16 protein-coding genes are annotated in these 17,483 nt (G+C 36.9%); 15 read left to right on the top strand and 1 reads right to left on the bottom strand.

The window, feature by feature from the left end; all coding sequences use genetic code 11:
* Nucleotides 1-45: 45 nt before the first annotated feature.
* On the top strand, nucleotides 46-966 hold the full coding sequence (locus FVB32_RS15155; protein WP_147744675.1) for a hypothetical protein: 921 nt from the start codon (nucleotides 46-48) through the stop codon (nucleotides 964-966).
* A gap of 47 nt (nucleotides 967-1,013) precedes the next feature.
* On the opposite strand, the gene FVB32_RS15150 is transcribed toward FVB32_RS15155, so the two are convergent.
* Nucleotides 1,014-1,655: an alpha/beta hydrolase gene (locus FVB32_RS15150; RefSeq protein ID WP_317132216.1), complete on the bottom strand. Its 642-nt coding sequence runs from the start codon at nucleotides 1,653-1,655 to the stop codon at nucleotides 1,014-1,016.
* Nucleotides 1,656-1,723: 68 nt separating this feature from the next.
* On the opposite strand from FVB32_RS15150, the gene FVB32_RS15145 reads away from it, so the two are divergent.
* The 14 genes from FVB32_RS15145 to FVB32_RS15080 all read left to right on the top strand — a co-directional run bounded on the left by FVB32_RS15145 (nucleotide 1,724) and on the right by FVB32_RS15080 (nucleotide 17,483).
* On the top strand, nucleotides 1,724-2,146 hold the full coding sequence (locus FVB32_RS15145; protein ID WP_147744673.1) for a PaaI family thioesterase: 423 nt from the start codon (nucleotides 1,724-1,726) through the stop codon (nucleotides 2,144-2,146).
* Nucleotides 2,127-3,188, top strand: coding sequence for a chorismate-binding protein (locus FVB32_RS15140; RefSeq protein WP_246139899.1), 1,062 nt, complete (start codon nucleotides 2,127-2,129; stop codon nucleotides 3,186-3,188). Before FVB32_RS15145 ends, FVB32_RS15140 begins: the two co-directional genes overlap by 20 nt.
* Nucleotides 3,189-3,243: 55 nt before the next feature.
* Entirely contained in the window at nucleotides 3,244-4,974 is a 1,731-nt protein-coding gene (gene menD, locus FVB32_RS15135; RefSeq protein WP_147744672.1) for a 2-succinyl-5-enolpyruvyl-6-hydroxy-3-cyclohexene-1-carboxylic-acid synthase, read from the top strand.
* A gap of 38 nt (nucleotides 4,975-5,012) precedes the next feature.
* Nucleotides 5,013-5,354: a DUF2853 family protein gene (locus FVB32_RS15130; protein WP_147744671.1), complete on the top strand. Its 342-nt coding sequence runs from the start codon at nucleotides 5,013-5,015 to the stop codon at nucleotides 5,352-5,354.
* A gap of 74 nt (nucleotides 5,355-5,428) precedes the next feature.
* Nucleotides 5,429-6,259 (top strand): CvfB family protein, encoded by an 831-nt coding sequence (locus FVB32_RS15125; RefSeq protein WP_147744670.1) that lies wholly within the window; start codon nucleotides 5,429-5,431, stop codon nucleotides 6,257-6,259.
* Nucleotides 6,260-6,422: 163 nt separating this feature from the next.
* Nucleotides 6,423-7,022: an SPOR domain-containing protein gene (locus FVB32_RS15120; RefSeq protein ID WP_147744669.1), complete on the top strand. Its 600-nt coding sequence runs from the start codon at nucleotides 6,423-6,425 to the stop codon at nucleotides 7,020-7,022.
* Nucleotides 7,023-7,024: 2 nt separating this feature from the next.
* Nucleotides 7,025-7,933 (top strand): 1,4-dihydroxy-2-naphthoate octaprenyltransferase, encoded by a 909-nt coding sequence (menA, locus tag FVB32_RS15115; protein ID WP_147744668.1) that lies wholly within the window; start codon nucleotides 7,025-7,027, stop codon nucleotides 7,931-7,933.
* Between the two features lie 32 nt (nucleotides 7,934-7,965).
* Nucleotides 7,966-8,721: a LytR/AlgR family response regulator transcription factor gene (locus tag FVB32_RS15110; protein ID WP_147744667.1), complete on the top strand. Its 756-nt coding sequence runs from the start codon at nucleotides 7,966-7,968 to the stop codon at nucleotides 8,719-8,721.
* 491 nt (nucleotides 8,722-9,212) lie between these two features.
* Nucleotides 9,213-11,174, top strand: coding sequence for a sensor histidine kinase (locus tag FVB32_RS15105; protein WP_147744666.1), 1,962 nt, complete (start codon nucleotides 9,213-9,215; stop codon nucleotides 11,172-11,174).
* 71 nt (nucleotides 11,175-11,245) lie between these two features.
* Nucleotides 11,246-12,298, top strand: a complete 1,053-nt coding sequence (locus FVB32_RS15100) for an o-succinylbenzoate synthase (protein ID WP_147744665.1) — start codon at nucleotides 11,246-11,248, stop codon at nucleotides 12,296-12,298.
* The gene (locus FVB32_RS15095; protein WP_147744664.1) at nucleotides 12,289-13,227 is read left to right on the top strand and encodes a CPBP family intramembrane glutamic endopeptidase; all 939 of its coding nucleotides are present in this window, start codon (nucleotides 12,289-12,291) and stop codon (nucleotides 13,225-13,227) included. Before FVB32_RS15100 ends, FVB32_RS15095 begins: the two co-directional genes overlap by 10 nt.
* Complete coding sequence (locus FVB32_RS15090; RefSeq protein ID WP_147744663.1) at nucleotides 13,202-14,287, top strand: AMP-binding protein; 1,086 nt, start codon at nucleotides 13,202-13,204, stop codon at nucleotides 14,285-14,287. The genes FVB32_RS15095 and FVB32_RS15090 overlap by 26 nt, the downstream gene beginning before the upstream one ends.
* 23 nt (nucleotides 14,288-14,310) lie before the next feature.
* Nucleotides 14,311-15,657, top strand: a complete 1,347-nt coding sequence (locus FVB32_RS15085) for a M24 family metallopeptidase (RefSeq protein ID WP_147744662.1) — start codon at nucleotides 14,311-14,313, stop codon at nucleotides 15,655-15,657.
* An 86-nt stretch (nucleotides 15,658-15,743) separates the two neighbouring features.
* Nucleotides 15,744-17,483 carry a hypothetical protein gene (locus tag FVB32_RS15080; RefSeq protein ID WP_147744661.1) on the top strand — a complete coding sequence of 580 codons (1,740 nt, stop codon included), beginning with the start codon at nucleotides 15,744-15,746 and terminating at the stop codon, nucleotides 17,481-17,483.

The following is a 17,483-nucleotide window of genomic DNA, read 5'->3' as shown; positions in this document are numbered from 1 at the left end:
TAGTTTAGATTTTTTAGTTGCCTCAATTAGAAGTAATTTTGCATTATGGTTAAAAACTACTTTTTATTTTTCTTTACTTCGATAATGCTTAATGGTTGGTCTCAAGAGATTCAAGTGTTTAAGGTTGAGGATTTTGATTTACGCGGGAACGTAAAATCATGCTTGGTCATTACAGATTATGGAAAGGAGCTTTTTGAGTTTAATGAAGAAGGCTTTTTAAACAAGACCATTACACAATATAATGACACAGACCAAGATATTACCTATTATAAATATGTTGATGGGGAGCTCATAGAAAAGCGCATGGAAAGCTATAAGAACAATATGCTTGATGAAGCCACTTCTATGGCGAACTTTTATACCATAGACACCTTACCGCAAAGAAAGGTTTTAGAAAAAATTATTTCTTATGACAAAGAATTTTTAGAACAACAAGAATACGATTATGATGAGCAAGGTAAGTTGTTAAAAATAACTACATCCAATGCAGAAGGGGTAGATGAAACCCAAATAGAATATGTTCCCTATAAAGATGAGTTTACCAAAAGCTATTTCATAAATGGTATTATGGAAAAATCCATTAGAGCTTCTGAAAGAAAAGGTAGTACAGGTACCCAAAAAGTAGTTTTGACCAAGGAATATATAGATGGTGAGCCAAATACAGCTACGGAGGAAGTATTTAATAGTGAAGGAAAGCTCTTGTCCAGCGAACAGTATATCCATAATGCCCAAAAAAAAGAGTTTGTTTCAGAAAAGAAAATGCTCTACACGTATGATGCAGATGGGATGTTATCCAAAGTAGTGACTAAAACAGCAACATCCCAAGCCGTTAAAGAGTACATATTCCAGTTTGATAATAGTAAAGAGAAGAATTGGGTAAAACAAATTATCACTCCAGATAATACTTACACCACCCGTAAAATCACCTATTATCCTGTTGAAGAAGTTAAAGAAGAAACCAACTAACTTAATAACCATTATCGATGCACCGGCTAAATACCTTTTTGTATCTTTTAGTTAATTAAAGTGTTTATGAGTTCTGGTTTCATTTCATGCCCACCACTAAAAGTGATAATTTCTGCGTTTCTCTGAAAAAGCATGTCAATCTTAACTTTTTCTACCTTCAATCGCTCACTATTTAGATACTCATCTTGATCTCCATAAACGATTTTCACACTTGAAGTGGTGAAATCCAAATAATCAAAATCTTCTTTTTTGAGCTCATTGGGAATGCCACCTGCATAAAGAATTAAAGTGTTAAACTGAATCTTTCTTTGAGTTAGCCATCTAGTCAGTACGGATACACCTTGGGAAAAACCAAAAAAAATAAGATTTAAGTCGGAAGAAAGTGCTTCGGATTCAAAAACAACATCTATATAATTAAGGACGTTGGTAGTTTCTGTCTTCGTATTTTCCTTTGTCAACCAGCTAGCTCCAACATATTTATATTCATTTTTCAAATAGTATTTGGAAGGTGCCTGTGGAGCTATAATGTAATTTTCTTCAGCATCCAGCGCCTCAAAATATTTGATAAAAAACTTACTGAGGTATCCTATTCCATGAAATACCAACCACACATTTTTTGTTTTTGGAGTAAGGGTGTTTAGTGTTATATAGGTGTTTTTGGTTGAGTAAGTAACCGTCTTTTCTTTCATGTCCATATTGTGAAGCGGCTTAAACTATAATTGCAGTAGCTTTGTGTAATTTTACAAAAAATAGAAGGATGAACGAGCATAAAGAGAAAATTCTATCCGTTTGTAATGGAATTCGAAAGGACACATTAATGGAAACCTTGGATATCACCTATATTGATGTGGGAGAGAATTTTTTAATTGCAAGAATGCCGGTAACCCCTAGAGTTCACCAGCCAGATGGCGTCTTACATGGTGGTGCATCCGTTGCCTTGGCAGAGAGTGTGGGCAGTGCAGCGTCTTACATTTTTTTAGATGGGCAGGAGTTTTATGTAAGAGGAATTGAGATTGCCGCAAACCATGTAAAAAGCATTCGAGAAGGGTTTGTACATGCACGCGCAACCATAATTCATAAAGGAAGAACCACCCAACTATGGGAAATAAAAATCACCAACGAGGAGGGAGATTTAATTTCCAACTGTAAACTGACTACCATTGCCTTACCAAGAAAATAAAGATTTCTACATACTTCTAAAGAAGATTGATTTTTGTTTTGAAAAAGGACTTCCTTTTTCTATTTATCGAAAACCGTCTGAAGATCATGTAAAAGGAATTTTTCAATCCAATGATCAATTACATACCACAATTGATTTTAGGGAAAGAGGGTTCGTTTTTGCTCCCTTTGTGCTGGATAGTAATGCTGTTTTAATTACTGCAGATGAAGTAAACACAGTTTCTTTTGAAGCAGAGAGTCAACCTACCAGTGATAAACTGGTTCCTTCAGATTTAGGAAAGGACATTCACTTAAATCTAGTTAAAAAAGGAATAGATAAGATTGGGAAAGGAGTATTGAAAAAGGTTGTGCTATCACGAAAAGTTGATGTAAAACACTCAAGAAAAGCAACTGACATTTTTAGATCACTTCTTGAAAGTTACCCGAATGCCTTCTGTTATTTGTTTTTTCATCCTGCAGTGGGCATTTGGTGCGGTGCTACCCCAGAGACATTATTGGCAATTAAAGGAAAGCAGCTAAAAACCATGTCGCTGGCAGCCACCCTTCCTTTTGAAGAAGGCGTCCGGCCAAATTGGGGAAGCAAAGAAATTGAGGAACAGGAAATGGTCTCCTCTTATATTGAGGAGCGCTTATCAAAAAACTTGAAAAGGTTGGATATTGGAACTGCCAAGGCGATAAAAGCGGGAGGCCTGTGGCATTTAAAATCGGAGATTAAAGGAGTTTTATCAGAAGATTCAAGTGTGGAGGAAATCATTTCAACATTGCATCCAACCCCGGCCATTTGTGGAATTCCTATGGATGCAGCCAAGGACTTTATCCTTGCCAATGAAAACTACTCACGAAGTTTTTATACGGGTTTTTTAGGGGAGTTGAACCTAAACGAAGGAAAAGAAGCACATCTATTTGTAAACCTGAGATGTATGGAATTAACGGAAGGAAATGCTTCTATTTTTGTAGGAGGCGGAATTACATCTGCATCCAATCCAGAAAATGAATGGACTGAGACTCAGAACAAAAGCAAGACCATGTTGAAAGTTCTCTAATTTCGTTTCCCTGAATTTTGGTGGAATACCTTTTTGGAACGTATTTTTGTGACTAATGACGTATTCGGATATTCCCTCTGCACAAACACTTGTTCTTTACTTTGAATCTAAGGGAATCAAAAACATTGTTATTTCTCCCGGCTCCAGAAATGCACCGTTGACCCTGAGCTTCACCAAGAATCCATTTTTTAAATGTTTTAGTATTGTCGACGAAAGGTGTGCAGGATTTTTTGCACTGGGAATGGCACAACAGTTGCGGGAACCTGTGGCGGTGGTTTGCACGTCTGGCAGTGCTCTCTTAAATTATTATCCTGCAATTGCAGAAGCATTTTACAGCGATATACCACTCATAGTAGTATCGGCAGATAGGCCTGGCTATAAGATCGATATTGGTGATGGACAAACCATTAGGCAGGAAAATGTGTTTAAAGAGCACATAGGATACGAGGCCAATTTAAAGCAAGATCTTAATCATGGAAATGAGTCTGTCTCTGTCTTTTTAGATGGTGGACAAACGCAAAAAGCAATTCAAGAATATAATGATAAGGAGATATCCTTGGCACTACAAATAGCGATTGAGGACCAGTCTCCGGTACATATCAATATCCCTTTTGAAGAGCCTTTATATGGTCGAACAAAAACAACGGGAGTAAAAATCCAAGAGCTACCAAATTCAACAGCAGTAGAATCTGGAATAGAAAATTTGGATGCCCTTAGGGGCACTTGGAATTCCAGTGTTCGAAAAATGATTTTAATTGGGGTGAACTATCCCAATACCCTTACCAAGGAAATTCTAGAGGCACTGGCAAACGATAACAGTGTTCTGGTATTTACAGAGACTACCTCCAATGTACATCACCCCAATTTTTTTCCAAGCATTGATAGCATTATAGCGCCGATAGAAAAATCGGATAAAAGAGAAGAGCTTTTTAATGCGCTAAGACCAGATATGTTGATTACGTTTGGGGGATTGATTGTATCCAAAAAGATAAAAGCTTTTTTGAGGACGTATCAACCCAAAACACATTGGCATATAGATACAAAAAAGGCCTATGATACTTTTTTTAGTTTATCCCATCATATTAAGGCAAGGCCCTCAGATTTTTTTGAAGCCATACTACCAAAAAATAAGCAGCATAGCGATTACAACACTTTTTGGAGTGGGGTACGGGAAAAATACGAAGAAAAGCGCATCAATTACTTAAGTCAAATAGGATTTTCAGATTTTACAGTTTTCAATCAAATACAACAATGCATACCCAAAGGGTATCAGGTTCAGTTGGCGAATAGTTCGACGGTGCGGTACACCCAATTATTTCCTATGGATGCTTCCCTGAACGTATTCTGCAATAGAGGAACAAGTGGAATAGATGGGAGTGTTTCTACTGCGGTAGGCGCTTCCATTTATAATGAGGAACCAACTTTATTGATTACCGGGGATCTCAGCTTTTTCTATGATAGCAATGGACTTTGGAATACTTATATTCGTCCAGATTTCAGAATTATTATCATCAATAATTCCGGAGGAGGAATTTTCAGAATTTTACCGGGTAAGGAAGAAACCCAAGAATTTTCCACCTTTTTTGAAACCACACATCATTTAACCGCAGAACAGTTGTCCAAAATGTATGGATTTGAATATAACCAGGTAAACAGTGAAGAGCAATTGCAAGATGTATTAGCCAATTTTTATTCCGTATCGGCACACCCTAAAATTTTGGAGATAAACACTCCTCGCCTAGAGAACAACAATGTTTTGCTTAGTTACTTTGATTTCATATCTTAGAAGCATAAGTATATAAACACACAAGAACACTAACTATTATGAGTAAAAGAGATGAATTAATTGTAAAGTATGCCGCGGACATAAAAGACAAATTTGGTGAGACACCAAATATGGATTTGTTAACCAAAGTTGCGATTGGCTTGGGTCCTGCAATCTATAATTTGGATGCCTCCAAAGTCTCGGGGTCAGATGATAAGGAATTAGAGACAGTAAAAAACAATTTCTTGATCAAGAAATTGGGCCTTGCGGATAGTGCAGACTTAATGACCGCAATAAATGGGGTTATTGACAAATATGGAAGATCGGACAAAAACAAGCATCGTGCTGTAATCTACTATATGTTGGCAAAGCATTTTGGAAAAGAATCCGTTTATAACTAGAAAATCACTAGTATTTATAAAAGCTGCTTTAAAGCAGCTTTTTTTATACCCATATTTCAATTTACCTTTGCGCTATGATAGAATTGGGAAATTATAATACACTTAAAGTGTTGAGAAGTACAAGTGTAGGTTTGTTTTTAGGAGATGATGAAGGAACAGAGGTGTTATTGCCCAATAAATATGTTCCAGAAGATTTTGAGATTGATGGTGACTTAGAAGTCTTTTGCTATTTGGACAATAACGAACGCCCGATTGCAACAACCCTTAAGCCTTTGGTAAAGCGTAACGATTTTGCTTTCCTTAAAGTTGTGGAAGTTGGGGATTTTGGAGCGTTTATAGATTGGGGCTTGGAAAAGCACTTGCTGGTTCCCTTTAGGGAACAGGGGATAAAAATGGAAGAGGGGAGAAGCTACGTTGTTCATTGTTATTTGGATGAAGAAACTTTTAGGTTGACCGGTTCAAGTAGAGTGAATAGATTTTTATCCAATGAAGAGGTTGATTTTAAGATAAACGATGCGGTAGCATTAATGGTGAATAGAAAAACCCCTTTAGGTTGGGAAGTTATCATTGAAAATAAGCATAAGGGTCTCATTTTTGAAAGTGATGTTTTTAAGCCTCTTGCCACAGGGGATAGATTAACGGGTTATGTCAAGAATATTCGTCCAGATAACAAGATAGATATTGCACTTCAGCAAATTGGCGCTAAAATGTTGGAGCCTACAGCAAAAATGATTTTGGAAAGATTGCAAGAGAATAATGGCTTTTTAAGCTTGCATGATAAGTCTTCCCCTGAAGAGATTAAAACAAAACTTCAGTTAAGCAAAAAGTCCTTTAAAAAGGCGATAGGAACGTTATATAGAGAACGAAAGATCACTATTGCCCCCGATGGAATTCGTTTATTGTAACTGGTCATTGTCAAAGTTCATTACAAAAATGTTGATTTAAAAAGATTAATTAGCTAACGCAGAGTTTTTTTCTTTACGCAAAAATTTTACATTTGTAGAAATAGTAATAACTCATTGACAATTATGCCCTTAGCATAGTTGTAGAATTTATAACTCTCCGCATATGCCTTTTATTGAAGAAAGTGATTTGTTGGATCTACACAAGGATATAGATAAGGCCCAGATTATCAACGAAAGACTCTTAGATCAGATAAAATTTAAAAACAAAGATTTACGGAAGATAAGACTCCAGCGTAACATACTGCTAGGGTTCACTTCATTGTTTATAGTAGGGACTTTGGCAATTACGTCTTTCACAGCGGGTTTAAGCAGCAAGAACTCTTTCGAAAATCAAAATAACCTATTGGTTTCTTTGGATAGTCTAGAAGCGATAAAGACACGTATGGGTAATCTTAAAGTCCAAAATGAAGAATTGAGTTTGGTAAAAGAGTTTTACTTGGCGAAAGCTTTTTTGGATAAAGAAAAAGTCTATTCTGTTCAAGTAAAATCGTTTGTGGAAAATAATGTAACCTTAGCCTCTGAAGCTTTGACCAATACATTATTTGTGAAGACCAATCCTTTTTATGCATACTCCTTGGGTAATTTTGAAACCTTGGATGAGGCACAGTCTTTTAGAAAACAATTGGTGAACATGGGTTTCAAAGACGCTTTTGTTGCTTCTTACCAAGATGGAAAGAGAGTTAAAATAGAAGACCCCTATTAATTTTGAACAAAACTAAGGCTTGGGTACAAGCTGCTAGATTGCGCACGCTACCATTATCACTTTCTGGGATAATTGTTGGTACCGCTTTGGCAAGAAAACAGAATTTTTTCGAGCTGACCATCTTTATTCTTGCATTACTTACCACTATAGGTTTTCAGGTGACATCCAATTTTGCAAATGACTATGGCGATGGAGTTAAGGGCACTGACGCAGAAGATAGAATTGGCCCTGCAAGAGCTTTGCAAAGTGGGCTGCTTACCAAATCAGGACTAAAGAAAGGAATTGTACTTGCTGTTGCTATAAGTTTATTACTGGCAATAATGTTGATTTATACTGCCTTTGGAAATGAAAACCTAAACTACATATTGTTGTTTTTGGCATTGGGCATTTTAAGTACATGGGCAGCCATTAGATACACTATGGGGTCACAACCATATGGGTACCGAGGCCTAGGAGATGTATTTGTATTTATATTCTTTGGATTGGTTGGTGTTTTGGGAAGCATGTTCCTGTATACCAAGTCCCTGGATTGGACATCAGCTTTACCTGCTGTTACCATAGGACTCCTCTGTGTAGGGGTATTGAATCTGAACAATCTAAGAGATATAATTTCTGACCAAAATCATGGTAAGAATACGTTGGTGGTAAAAATGGGATTTGCCAATGGCAAACGCTATCATATACTTTTAATCGTTTTTGCATTTGTTTGTATGCTTAGCTATACATTGCTGGAAAAGACAACCCCGCTTAACGCATTTTACATGCTCGCTTTTGTTCCTATTTTCATCCATTTAAGAAAAGTAATAAGAACAAAAGAGCCTATAGAACTGGATGGAGAGCTAAAAAAACTCGCACTTAGTACATTTTTACTATCGGTGCTCTTCTACATTGCAGTAAATAATTTTTTGTAATTTTGGTAGCAACCCACTAAACACTACGCAACTTGGAACACCCCATTAAAATACTAATTGTTGAGGACAACGTAATTATAGCGGATGACATGCAATCCATGCTCGAAGAAATCGGATATGAAATTGTTGACAACGTTATAGTGTACGAGCAGGCCGTTGAGGTATTAAAGAACAACCATGTTGATCTGGTGCTAATTGATATTATTCTTGCTTCAGATAAAACAGGTATAGATTTAGGAAAGCATATTAGGGATGCATATAACATTCCGTTCATATTTGTAACCTCTAACTCAGATAGGGCCACTGTTGAAAATGCAAAAACAGTAAAACCAGATGGCTACTTGGTGAAACCTTTTGAACAGCAAGATTTGTATACCTCCATTGAGATTGCTTTGTCCAATTTCAATTATGCAAGAAAAGAGAATACAAAAGAAATTGCTGGTAATGAAGGAGATGCCTTTACTTCCAATTCTGTTTTAAAGGATTCTATTTTTGTAAAGAAGCAACACCTTTATTACAGAATTCAGTTTGGAGACATTCAATTCATAAAAGCTGATAACGTGTATTTAGAAGTGAATACTGTAGATAAGAAGTTTCTGGTGCGCTCTCCACTTAAGGATTATTTGGAGAAATTACCTAAGAATAAATTTTACAGAGCACATAAATCGTACATCGTAAATGTTGACCATATTGATGCGATTAATTCAAAGGACATCATGATCAACAATAACTTGATTCCAATTTCCAAAGATTTCAAGGAATTTATTATTTCTTCCATGAATAGTTAATTGGAAATACGATTAGCAAATTATTAAAGTGCCTTAGGGCACTTTTTTTTATGCCACAATACCAATTGCAGCTGTTACCACAACTTTTGATTAGTTCACAACAATCTTTTTCTTGGGTAGAAGTATGCCTGTACTTTAGCAGTGTAATTAATTCAGAAAAGTAATTTTTTCATTTTCATATAGTGTTCTCGTAAAAGGGTCTTGTCCAAGTGACAGGACCTTTTTTGTTTGCCCCAATGCTATTTAAAGCCTTTCCGTTCCATGAAATGCACAAAACACCGATAAAATGCTTTTTCGCATACAGCTGAATACGTTTCACAACAGAATTGGACACTTTCACAACAATACTGAATAAGTCCCTCCTAATGGATTTAATTTTGTAGCTAAACCTGCGTTCTTATATAGAACAATGTTCAGGAAAAAAGCATCAATTTTAAAACAGTACCAAATACAATTTGAAACCTTTTTTGTTGACCTCGCTGATTAAATTAATGGGACATTACATTAAAAGATTGTTTTATGGATTAATTTTTGTTTCCCTGTTGAATGTGTCAGCGCAGTCAATTGAAAATGAAGAAGTAAGTGTATTGCTTGAGTTTCAAAATACGGACGCTCCCCAAGACCGGTTCGATGTTTTCTTCAATTCTGTTAACCGGTACAATATCAACTCAGCATATGACTGGCTAGATACCATTAAGGTATATTTTGCCAATGCACAGAAAACTAAAGACTCCACAGCCGCTCGCCTTTACAAGGTGATGCAAACCCAAGTATATAATGATTTAGGTGAGTTTGATAAGAGCACCGCTCTGGCAAAGGAACTTCATGGTATTATGGATTCTCTGAATCCCAATTCCAGAAAAATTGTTTTAGATGTGTTGGATGATAACTACGCCAACCTTCAACTTTATGATAAGCAAATAGAGATAAGAAAGGAAAAGCAGGAGATGGGGCTTACAGAAAATGTTGCCTTCTATGATATCTATAGCAATTTAGGGCTACACAGAAAGGCAAGGAATCAGTATATCATGGAAGTGAAACCCACCATTGCTGATAATGATTCTTATGGTTTGGCCAAGTATCATAGCAAAGTTGGAAATTATTTAAGGCTGGATAACTCTGCACCAACGGCAATAAGCGAGTTAAAAAAGGCAAAAGCCTATTTAGATGTGTTTTTAAATGATATTTCCGTTCAAAAAACAGAAGAACAGCTTTTTGAAAGCGATTTGTTGAAAGCCGAAATTCAAGGGAATATTGGAAAATGTCATGTCCTATTAAATGAATACGAAGAGGCAATTCCGCATTTGGAAAGTAGTATAGAAATCTTAAAGACCTCTTCTAAAAATATCCATAAAAGCGAGGTGATTGAAAATACGCTTAATCTTGCTGATGCTAATTTACAATTGGAAAGATTTTCCGCTGCCAAGAGAAGTTTGGATACTGATTTTGACAGTATAAGTATGCTACAAAACATTAAGCGAAATAGTTTACTTGCTGCATATTATGATAAAGTGGAAAATTTCAAGAACGCTGCTACGTATTACAAACGAAACGAAAGAATAAAAGACTCCCTTACCCAAAAGCAATCTTCCATTATCAAACAACAGTTGGTCACGATTGTAGCTAATGAAGATTTAGAAAACTCGCAGCGCTTGATAGATGAGCAGAAAAAAATCAACGAGCTGGCCCGAAGTGAAATGAAAGCAAAGGATGAGCGAATTAATTTAGTCTTTATTTCCTTAATTTTCACGCTTCTTGGTTTTGCCGGTTTGGTATATGCTTATCTAAAAAGTATCAAGAACCAAAGGTTGATTGCTGAGCAAAAGCATATTATAGAAAACTCTCTGGTAGAAAAAGACTCCTTACTAAAAGAGATTCATCACAGAGTAAAGAATAACCTTCAAATGGTTTCTAGTCTGTTAAGTTTACAGACAAAAAACACTCGCAGTAAGGCCGCTATTGTTGCCCTGGAAGAAGGAAAGAGTAGGGTAAAAGCTATGGCACTGATACATCAGAAACTTTACCAAAATGATGATTTGTCAGTCATAGAAATGCAAGGTTATATTGAGAGTCTGATCAATAGCGTACAATCAGTTTACAAAAAAGGAGGCCATAACATTAGCATTACCATTGATGCAGAAGGCACAGAATTGGACATTGATAGAGCTATTCCTTTTGGGCTTATTTTAAACGAACTCGTTTCCAATTCCTTCAAATACGCTTTCCCTGAAAATGATGAAAATGGAAAAATATATATCCATCTTCGCAAGAATGGAGAACAGGGGTATTTTGAATACACTGATAATGGAGTGGGTCTTCCAGAGGACACGGATGAGCGTACACATTCTTCCATGGGTATTCGTTTAATGAATAGACTTGTCAATCAACTCCAATCCAAATTAAACATAGACAAGGAAACCGAGGGCGTTCGTTTCTGGTTTAATTTTAATTAATAAATTCCTTTTCAGACCAGATTAACTACTTTCGATTAGATTCAAATTATGATTAAATTTGAACCTACTTGATGAAAGCTACCTATACAAAGTATATTCTCAATTTTAAAACCCCTAGCGGAACCTCACGTGGGGTTATGACCGAGAAAGAAACATGGTTTCTCACTATTGAAAACAATACTACATTTGGCATTGGCGAGTGTGGCCTTTTAAAGGGATTAAGCAGTGATGATGTCCCAGAATATGAGGCGAAACTGGCTTGGGTTTGTGATAACATTCATTTGGGAGAAGATGCATTGATAGCGCAATTGGTTCAATTCCCATCCATTCAATTTGGTGTAGAGCAGGCATTTTTATCCCTTAAAGCGGACACTCCATTTGAATTATTTCCATCAGAATTCACAAAAAAGGAAGCTCCTATTGCTATTAATGGTCTAATTTGGATGGGGGATGAAACCTTTATGTTGAAGCAATTGGAACAAAAGCTAAAAGACGGTTTCAGATGTATCAAAATGAAGATAGGTGCTATTGATTTTAGTACAGAACTCGCCATTTTAAAATCCATTCGCTCTAATTTCAGTACAGAGGAGATAGTGTTGAGAGTAGATGCAAATGGTGCTTTTTCCGCAGAAGATGCGTTGGAAAAGTTGGAACAATTATCAGAATACCAAATCCATTCCATAGAGCAGCCCATTAAACCCAACCAATGGGACAATATGGCGGACTTGTGCAAGAAAACCCCATTCCCCATCGCACTGGATGAAGAATTAATTGGCATTTACACTGTAACAGAAAAACAACGAATGCTACAAACCATACAACCACAATTCATTATTTTAAAACCCAGTTTGGTTGGCGGTTTTAAAGGATGCGAAGAATGGATTACTATAGCAGAACAGCTTAATATAGGTTGGTGGGCAACAAGTGCCTTGGAAAGTAACATTGGACTAAATGCCATTGCCCAGTGGACATATACCATGAATCCAAAAATGCCGCAAGGGCTGGGAACAGGAAGTCTGTACACCAATAATATTGATAGCCCTTTAACGGTCTCAGGAGGCAAACTTTTTTACAGAACCAGTAAAAGTTGGAAACAGAATTTAAAAGAACACGTATGTATATAGAACAAGGATATAAAGGAAACATTGGCCTTTGGAAATATTTTGTTATCCCTCTTTGCTTTATTGGATTTATGGGACTCAATTATATTGCTACAGTTACTTCTCCGGTTAGTGTTGAGGATGCCATGCAACAAATGATTACTCAATTAGGTTCTAATCTGGTATTGATTATGCTCCTGGCGCCATTAGCTGTAGGACTGTTTGTGGTCCTTGGTTGGACATATTTGGTGCACCAACAATCTATAACATCGTTGACCACGTCAAGAAAGAAAATAGATTGGGGCCGTATCCTTTTTGCATTTGCATTATGGGGAGGCCTTACCATTTTGCTTACCGCAATAGACATCTACTTCTCTCCGGATGACTACGTATTCAACTTTAATATGGGCAAATTTATTCCCTTGGCTATTATTGCGGTCCTACTTATTCCCTTACAAACCAGTTTTGAAGAATATTTGTTTAGGGCTCATATGATGCAGGGCTTGGGTCTTTTGGCCAAGAATCGTTGGGTGCCTTTGGTAGTGACTTCTGTGTTATTTGGACTGATGCATATTGCAAACCCCGAAGTGGAAAAGTTAGGACTGGGTATTATGATCTATTATATAGGAACAGGTTTTTTTCTGGGTATACTTACGCTTATGGATGAAGGTTTGGAGCTTGCCCTGGGCTTTCATGCAGCTAACAATCTTATAACTGCCCTATTGGTTACAGCAGATTGGACAGCGTTCCAGACCGATTCTATTTACCGTGATATTTCCGAACCGATAATTGGGTGGGATGTATTGATTCCTGTATTTGTGGTCTTTCCCATTTTATTGTTCCTTTTTGGAAGAAAGTATGGATGGAAAAACTGGAAAGAAAAACTATTTGGCAAAGTACTCACCAAAGATGAATTTGTTGCACTAAATGAAAAGGAATCCAATTTGGCATAACACTCATTCCAATTTTAAACTGAATGGGATTCATTACACCTTTGCTGAACTACCAGAAATAGGGTACAGTCTAATAAAAGAAGGGGATGAACATGAGGTGTCGATAGGGGATTTCCTTCTAGATTGGACTTCTCAGAGTACCACCGTAACCGTACTCACTTCCGGGTCAACAGGAAAACCAAAAAAGATTCCTCTTAAGAAAAACCATATGGTTAATTCTGCCAGCGCAACAGGCAATCATTTTGGTTTGAAGGCAGGAGATACTGCCTTATTTTGTTTACCTAGTTCTGGAATTGCAGGAAAAATGATGCTAGTACGGGCCATGGTACTTGGATTGGAGTTGGATTATGTGTCACCATCATCAACACCGTTGGAGAACTGCAGAGCGGAATACGATTTTGTAGCAATGGTGCCGCTACAAGTTGAGAGTTCACTGGAACAGCTTTCTCAAATTAAAACCCTCATTATAGGGGGTGCACCAATATCCAAGGCTCTAAAAGAAAAACTCACTACGGTTTCCACCAATTGTTATGAAACGTATGGCATGACAGAGACCATTACTCATATTGCTTGCAAGAAGATTGGAACTGAAAGTGCCAACTATTTTGAAACGTTACCTGATGTTAGCGTTTCAACCGATGACAGAAATTGCCTGGTGATTGATGCATCAAACATCTCTGATGCCAAAGTTATTACCAATGATTTGGTTGAACTTATGGATGAGAATAAATTTCGTTGGTTGGGGAGATTTGATTCAGTCATAAATTCTGGAGGAATAAAAATAATTCCTGAGCAGTTAGAAGAAAAGCTGTTGCAACTTATAAAAAGTAGATTTTTTATAGCCGGGATTCCAGATAGCAAATTAGGTCAAAAAGTGGTGTTGGTCGTGGAAGACATATCTGTATTCAAACCAGGTTTACTTCAAAAAATTAAACGCTTAGATTGCATATCCAAGTATGAGGTTCCTAAGGAAATCCACTTTTTAAAATCCTTTGTTGAAACAGAGAGTGGTAAAATACATAGAAAAAAAACTTTGCAGCAGATTGATGAAGTTTTGTAAATTCAGAGGATAAATATATATCCATGAAGAAAACCTTACTCTTTGCATTTAGTATTATTTCCATTTGGTCTTACGGTCAACAAATTCTTCCAGAATCACAACGGGCTAAAGTAGTGGACGAAATTTTGGAAGAACGCTTTAATGTCTTGCTTCCAAAGTTGATGGACAAGACAGAAATTGACATGTGGGTAGTTATTTCCCGTGAATACAACGAAGACCCTGTAATTAAAACCATGTTACCTTCGACCTGGCTCAATGCAAGGCGAAGAACCATTTTACTTTTTTATCGGGATAAGGAGAAAGGAAGCATTGATAAACTGGCAGTAGCACGCTATAATGTTGGAAAGAGTATACAATCAGCCTGGGATAAGGAGAAAGAACCCAATCAGTGGAAAAGGCTAATGCAATTGATTGAAGAACGAAATCCCAAAAAGATAGGGCTTAATTTTTCCAAAGATCACAATATTGCTGATGGCTTGGACAAAACAGACTATGAAGAATTCATGGAGAACCTTCCCAAAAAATACCAATCCAAAGTAGTTTCAGCAGAGCAATTGGCTGTGAGATGGATTGAAACCAGAACGCCAAGAGAAATGGTGATTTATAATCAACTGGTGGATATTACCCATGATGTTATCAGCGAAGCTTTTTCAGAAAAAATAATTACCCCTGGTGTAACTACAACCACCGAAGTAGAGTGGTGGATGCGTCAAAAAGTAACTGATTTGGGTCTTAAAACTTGGTTTCACCCAACTGTTGATGTGCAACGGACAAGTGAGGAGCTAGTGGGGCATTTGTATTCATTTTCAGGTAGACCAGATGATTTGGTCATTCAACCTGGGGATTTATTGCACTGTGATTTTGGAATTACGTATCTAAGATTGAATACCGATTGCCAGGAACTAGCTTATGTTTTAAAGCCTAATGAAAAAGAGGCTCCTAAATTTTTGAAGGATGCTCTAAAAGAGGGGAACAAGGTCCAAGACTTTTTAACTAAAAATATGATAAAGGGGAGGACCGGAAATGAAATTTTGGCTAAAGCGCTTCAAGAGGCAAAAGATAATGGCTTACGGCCTGCTATTTATACACACCCGTTGGGAGCATACGGTCACTCAGCAGGTACAACTATAGGAATGTGGGATTCACAGGGCGGAGTAATGAAAGATGACGGAGAAAACTACCCTTTAAATCCAAACACTGTATATGCCATTGAATTGAATGCTACGGTGAATATTCCTGAGTGGAAAAGAGACATTAGAATCATGTTGGAGGAAGCCGGATTTTATGGTGAGGATGGTTTCAGATATGTAAATGGAAGGCAAACAGAACTTTTGCTAATTCCCAGAATTAAGGAATATTTAGGAAACTAAAATTGCCTCTCTGTTTTTCTTTCAGTAATTTAATGGAGTAATCATCACTATATCAGTTAATTGATAGTAGGTTTAAACTGAGAGCTATGAAAAAAAACTTCACTTTTATCGCATCCATTTTAATGATTTTTTCAGGTTTTGCAAAAGAACGCATGATCAAAGGGAAAGTAACAAATGGAGAAACACCAATGGCAAATGTTAGGATTCAAGTAGTGAATCAAGGCATTACATCCAGTTCTAATACAGACGGAAATTACAATATTGTGGCAAGCACCGGTGACATGTTGTTTTACAATGCAGATGGCATGGAACCACTGCAAATACGAGTTGAGGATGTTACAAAGACATTAAATGTGGTCATGTTTCCAAGAGTAGAAAAGTTAGAGAATGTAACGGTTACCCGAAACAAGCGCAATGGTCAAAAAGAATTGGAAATGGATTATCCGTACAACCCAAATATCATCAAAACGGCTTTTGGGTTTTTAGATAAAACAAGAACTTCCTATTCAGTAAGGATGCTAATGGCAGAGGAGTTTTTACCCGGTGAATACAATTTAGCAAATGTACTTAGAGGAAGATTTGCTGGCGTTAGGGTTTCTTCAGGCAGAGGTTTCGGATTAGGTAATGCCGCGGGAAGCGCAAGAGCAGTTTTTTTTAGAAGCAACTGGCCTGCAGTGTTCGATATTGATGGGCAAGTTTTTACAGATTTTCCAGATTTTATTGATGTTCAAAATATTGACCGCATAGCTGTTATACCTTCAGCAATTGGAACAGTGCGATATGGAAATTTAGCAAAAGGCGGTGTAGTGGTCATCAACACTAAGACTGGCACCATGATACCAAAGGATAAAAATGGGTTGTATCTGGATAGGATGAGACTTCGCAATAATAAATATGATGGTACGGCACTTACTCCAGAGAAAGTAATGAAAAATGCACCGACTTACTTACAAGAATTAAAGGATTCCAATAGTTTTGAAAATGCTAAAGAATCATTTGAGACCCATTCAAAAAAATATACAAGTTCACCGTACTTTTTATTGGATTCATACCAGTATTTCTATGAAAAATGGAACCAAGAGAAATATGCAGATGACATCATTGAAAAGGGATATGGTCTGATTAAGAATAATGCTGTCCTTTTAAAAGCCCTGGCCTATATATATGAATCACAGGGAAGGTACGACATGGCTCATGGTGCCTTTAGAGAAGCCTTTATTCTGAGACCTCAATACAGACAATCCTATTTAGATTTAGCCAATAGCAATAGAAATCTAAGCAATGCGAAAAGAGCAGCGGTCTTGTACGCTCGCTATTTTCATTTAGTAGATGAAGGTTTAATGCAAATGGATTCCAGTAATTTTTCAAAAATCATCAATAGGGAATTCAACAACCTCGTTGCTTTGGAAAAAACAGGAATGACAAGTATAGAGAAGGATGGGGAAGATTTCAATAATACCCGTTTAAAGCTGGAGTGGAACGATAGCGAAGCGGAGTTTGAGCTACAATTTGTGAATCCTGATAATCAATATTATACGTGGAAACACAGCCTTAAAGAAAATGCAGATACCATTGGTAAAGAAAAAGATTTTGGATTTTCCTGCGCAGAATATTTAATAGATGATTCGTTTTCAGGTCATTGGAGGGTCAATGTAAAATATTTGGGGAATAAAAGCTTAACCCCTACCTATTTGAAAGCTGTAGTATATCACAATTATGGTTCAAAATCGCAACGAAAAGAAGTAAAAGTGTTTAAATTGGGAACCAAAAACGTAAACCAAGCGCTGTTCCATATCAACAAGGCAGCATCGACGCCATTAAATTAG

Origin of the sequence: Flagellimonas hymeniacidonis (assembly GCF_008040165.1) — a bacterium.
Classification (GTDB): domain Bacteria; phylum Bacteroidota; class Bacteroidia; order Flavobacteriales; family Flavobacteriaceae; genus Flagellimonas; species Flagellimonas hymeniacidonis.
Note: the sequence above shows the minus strand (reverse complement) of the source record. Positions and strands in the feature narration are given on the sequence as shown.

What these genes read in the sequence shown, in the direction of transcription:
- FVB32_RS15080 (WP_147744661.1), top strand. Translation starts at nt 15,744, where the DNA reads ATGAAAAAAAACTTCACTTTTATCGCATCCATTTTAATGATTTTTTCA.
- FVB32_RS15095 (WP_147744664.1), top strand. Translation starts at nt 12,289, where the DNA reads ATGTATATAGAACAAGGATATAAAGGAAACATTGGCCTTTGGAAATAT.
- FVB32_RS15150 (WP_317132216.1), bottom strand. Translation starts at nt 1,655, where the DNA reads ATGAAAGAAAAGACGGTTACTTACTCAACCAAAAACACCTATATAACA.
- FVB32_RS15130 (WP_147744671.1), top strand. Translation starts at nt 5,013, where the DNA reads ATGAGTAAAAGAGATGAATTAATTGTAAAGTATGCCGCGGACATAAAA.
- FVB32_RS15100 (WP_147744665.1), top strand. Translation starts at nt 11,246, where the DNA reads ATGAAAGCTACCTATACAAAGTATATTCTCAATTTTAAAACCCCTAGC.
- menD (WP_147744672.1), top strand. Translation starts at nt 3,244, where the DNA reads ATGACGTATTCGGATATTCCCTCTGCACAAACACTTGTTCTTTACTTT.
- FVB32_RS15155 (WP_147744675.1), top strand. Translation starts at nt 46, where the DNA reads ATGGTTAAAAACTACTTTTTATTTTTCTTTACTTCGATAATGCTTAAT.
- FVB32_RS15105 (WP_147744666.1), top strand. Translation starts at nt 9,213, where the DNA reads ATGGGACATTACATTAAAAGATTGTTTTATGGATTAATTTTTGTTTCC.
- FVB32_RS15120 (WP_147744669.1), top strand. Translation starts at nt 6,423, where the DNA reads ATGCCTTTTATTGAAGAAAGTGATTTGTTGGATCTACACAAGGATATA.
- FVB32_RS15125 (WP_147744670.1), top strand. Translation starts at nt 5,429, where the DNA reads ATGATAGAATTGGGAAATTATAATACACTTAAAGTGTTGAGAAGTACA.
- FVB32_RS15085 (WP_147744662.1), top strand. Translation starts at nt 14,311, where the DNA reads ATGAAGAAAACCTTACTCTTTGCATTTAGTATTATTTCCATTTGGTCT.
- FVB32_RS15145 (WP_147744673.1), top strand. Translation starts at nt 1,724, where the DNA reads ATGAACGAGCATAAAGAGAAAATTCTATCCGTTTGTAATGGAATTCGA.
- FVB32_RS15090 (WP_147744663.1), top strand. Translation starts at nt 13,202, where the DNA reads ATGAAAAGGAATCCAATTTGGCATAACACTCATTCCAATTTTAAACTG.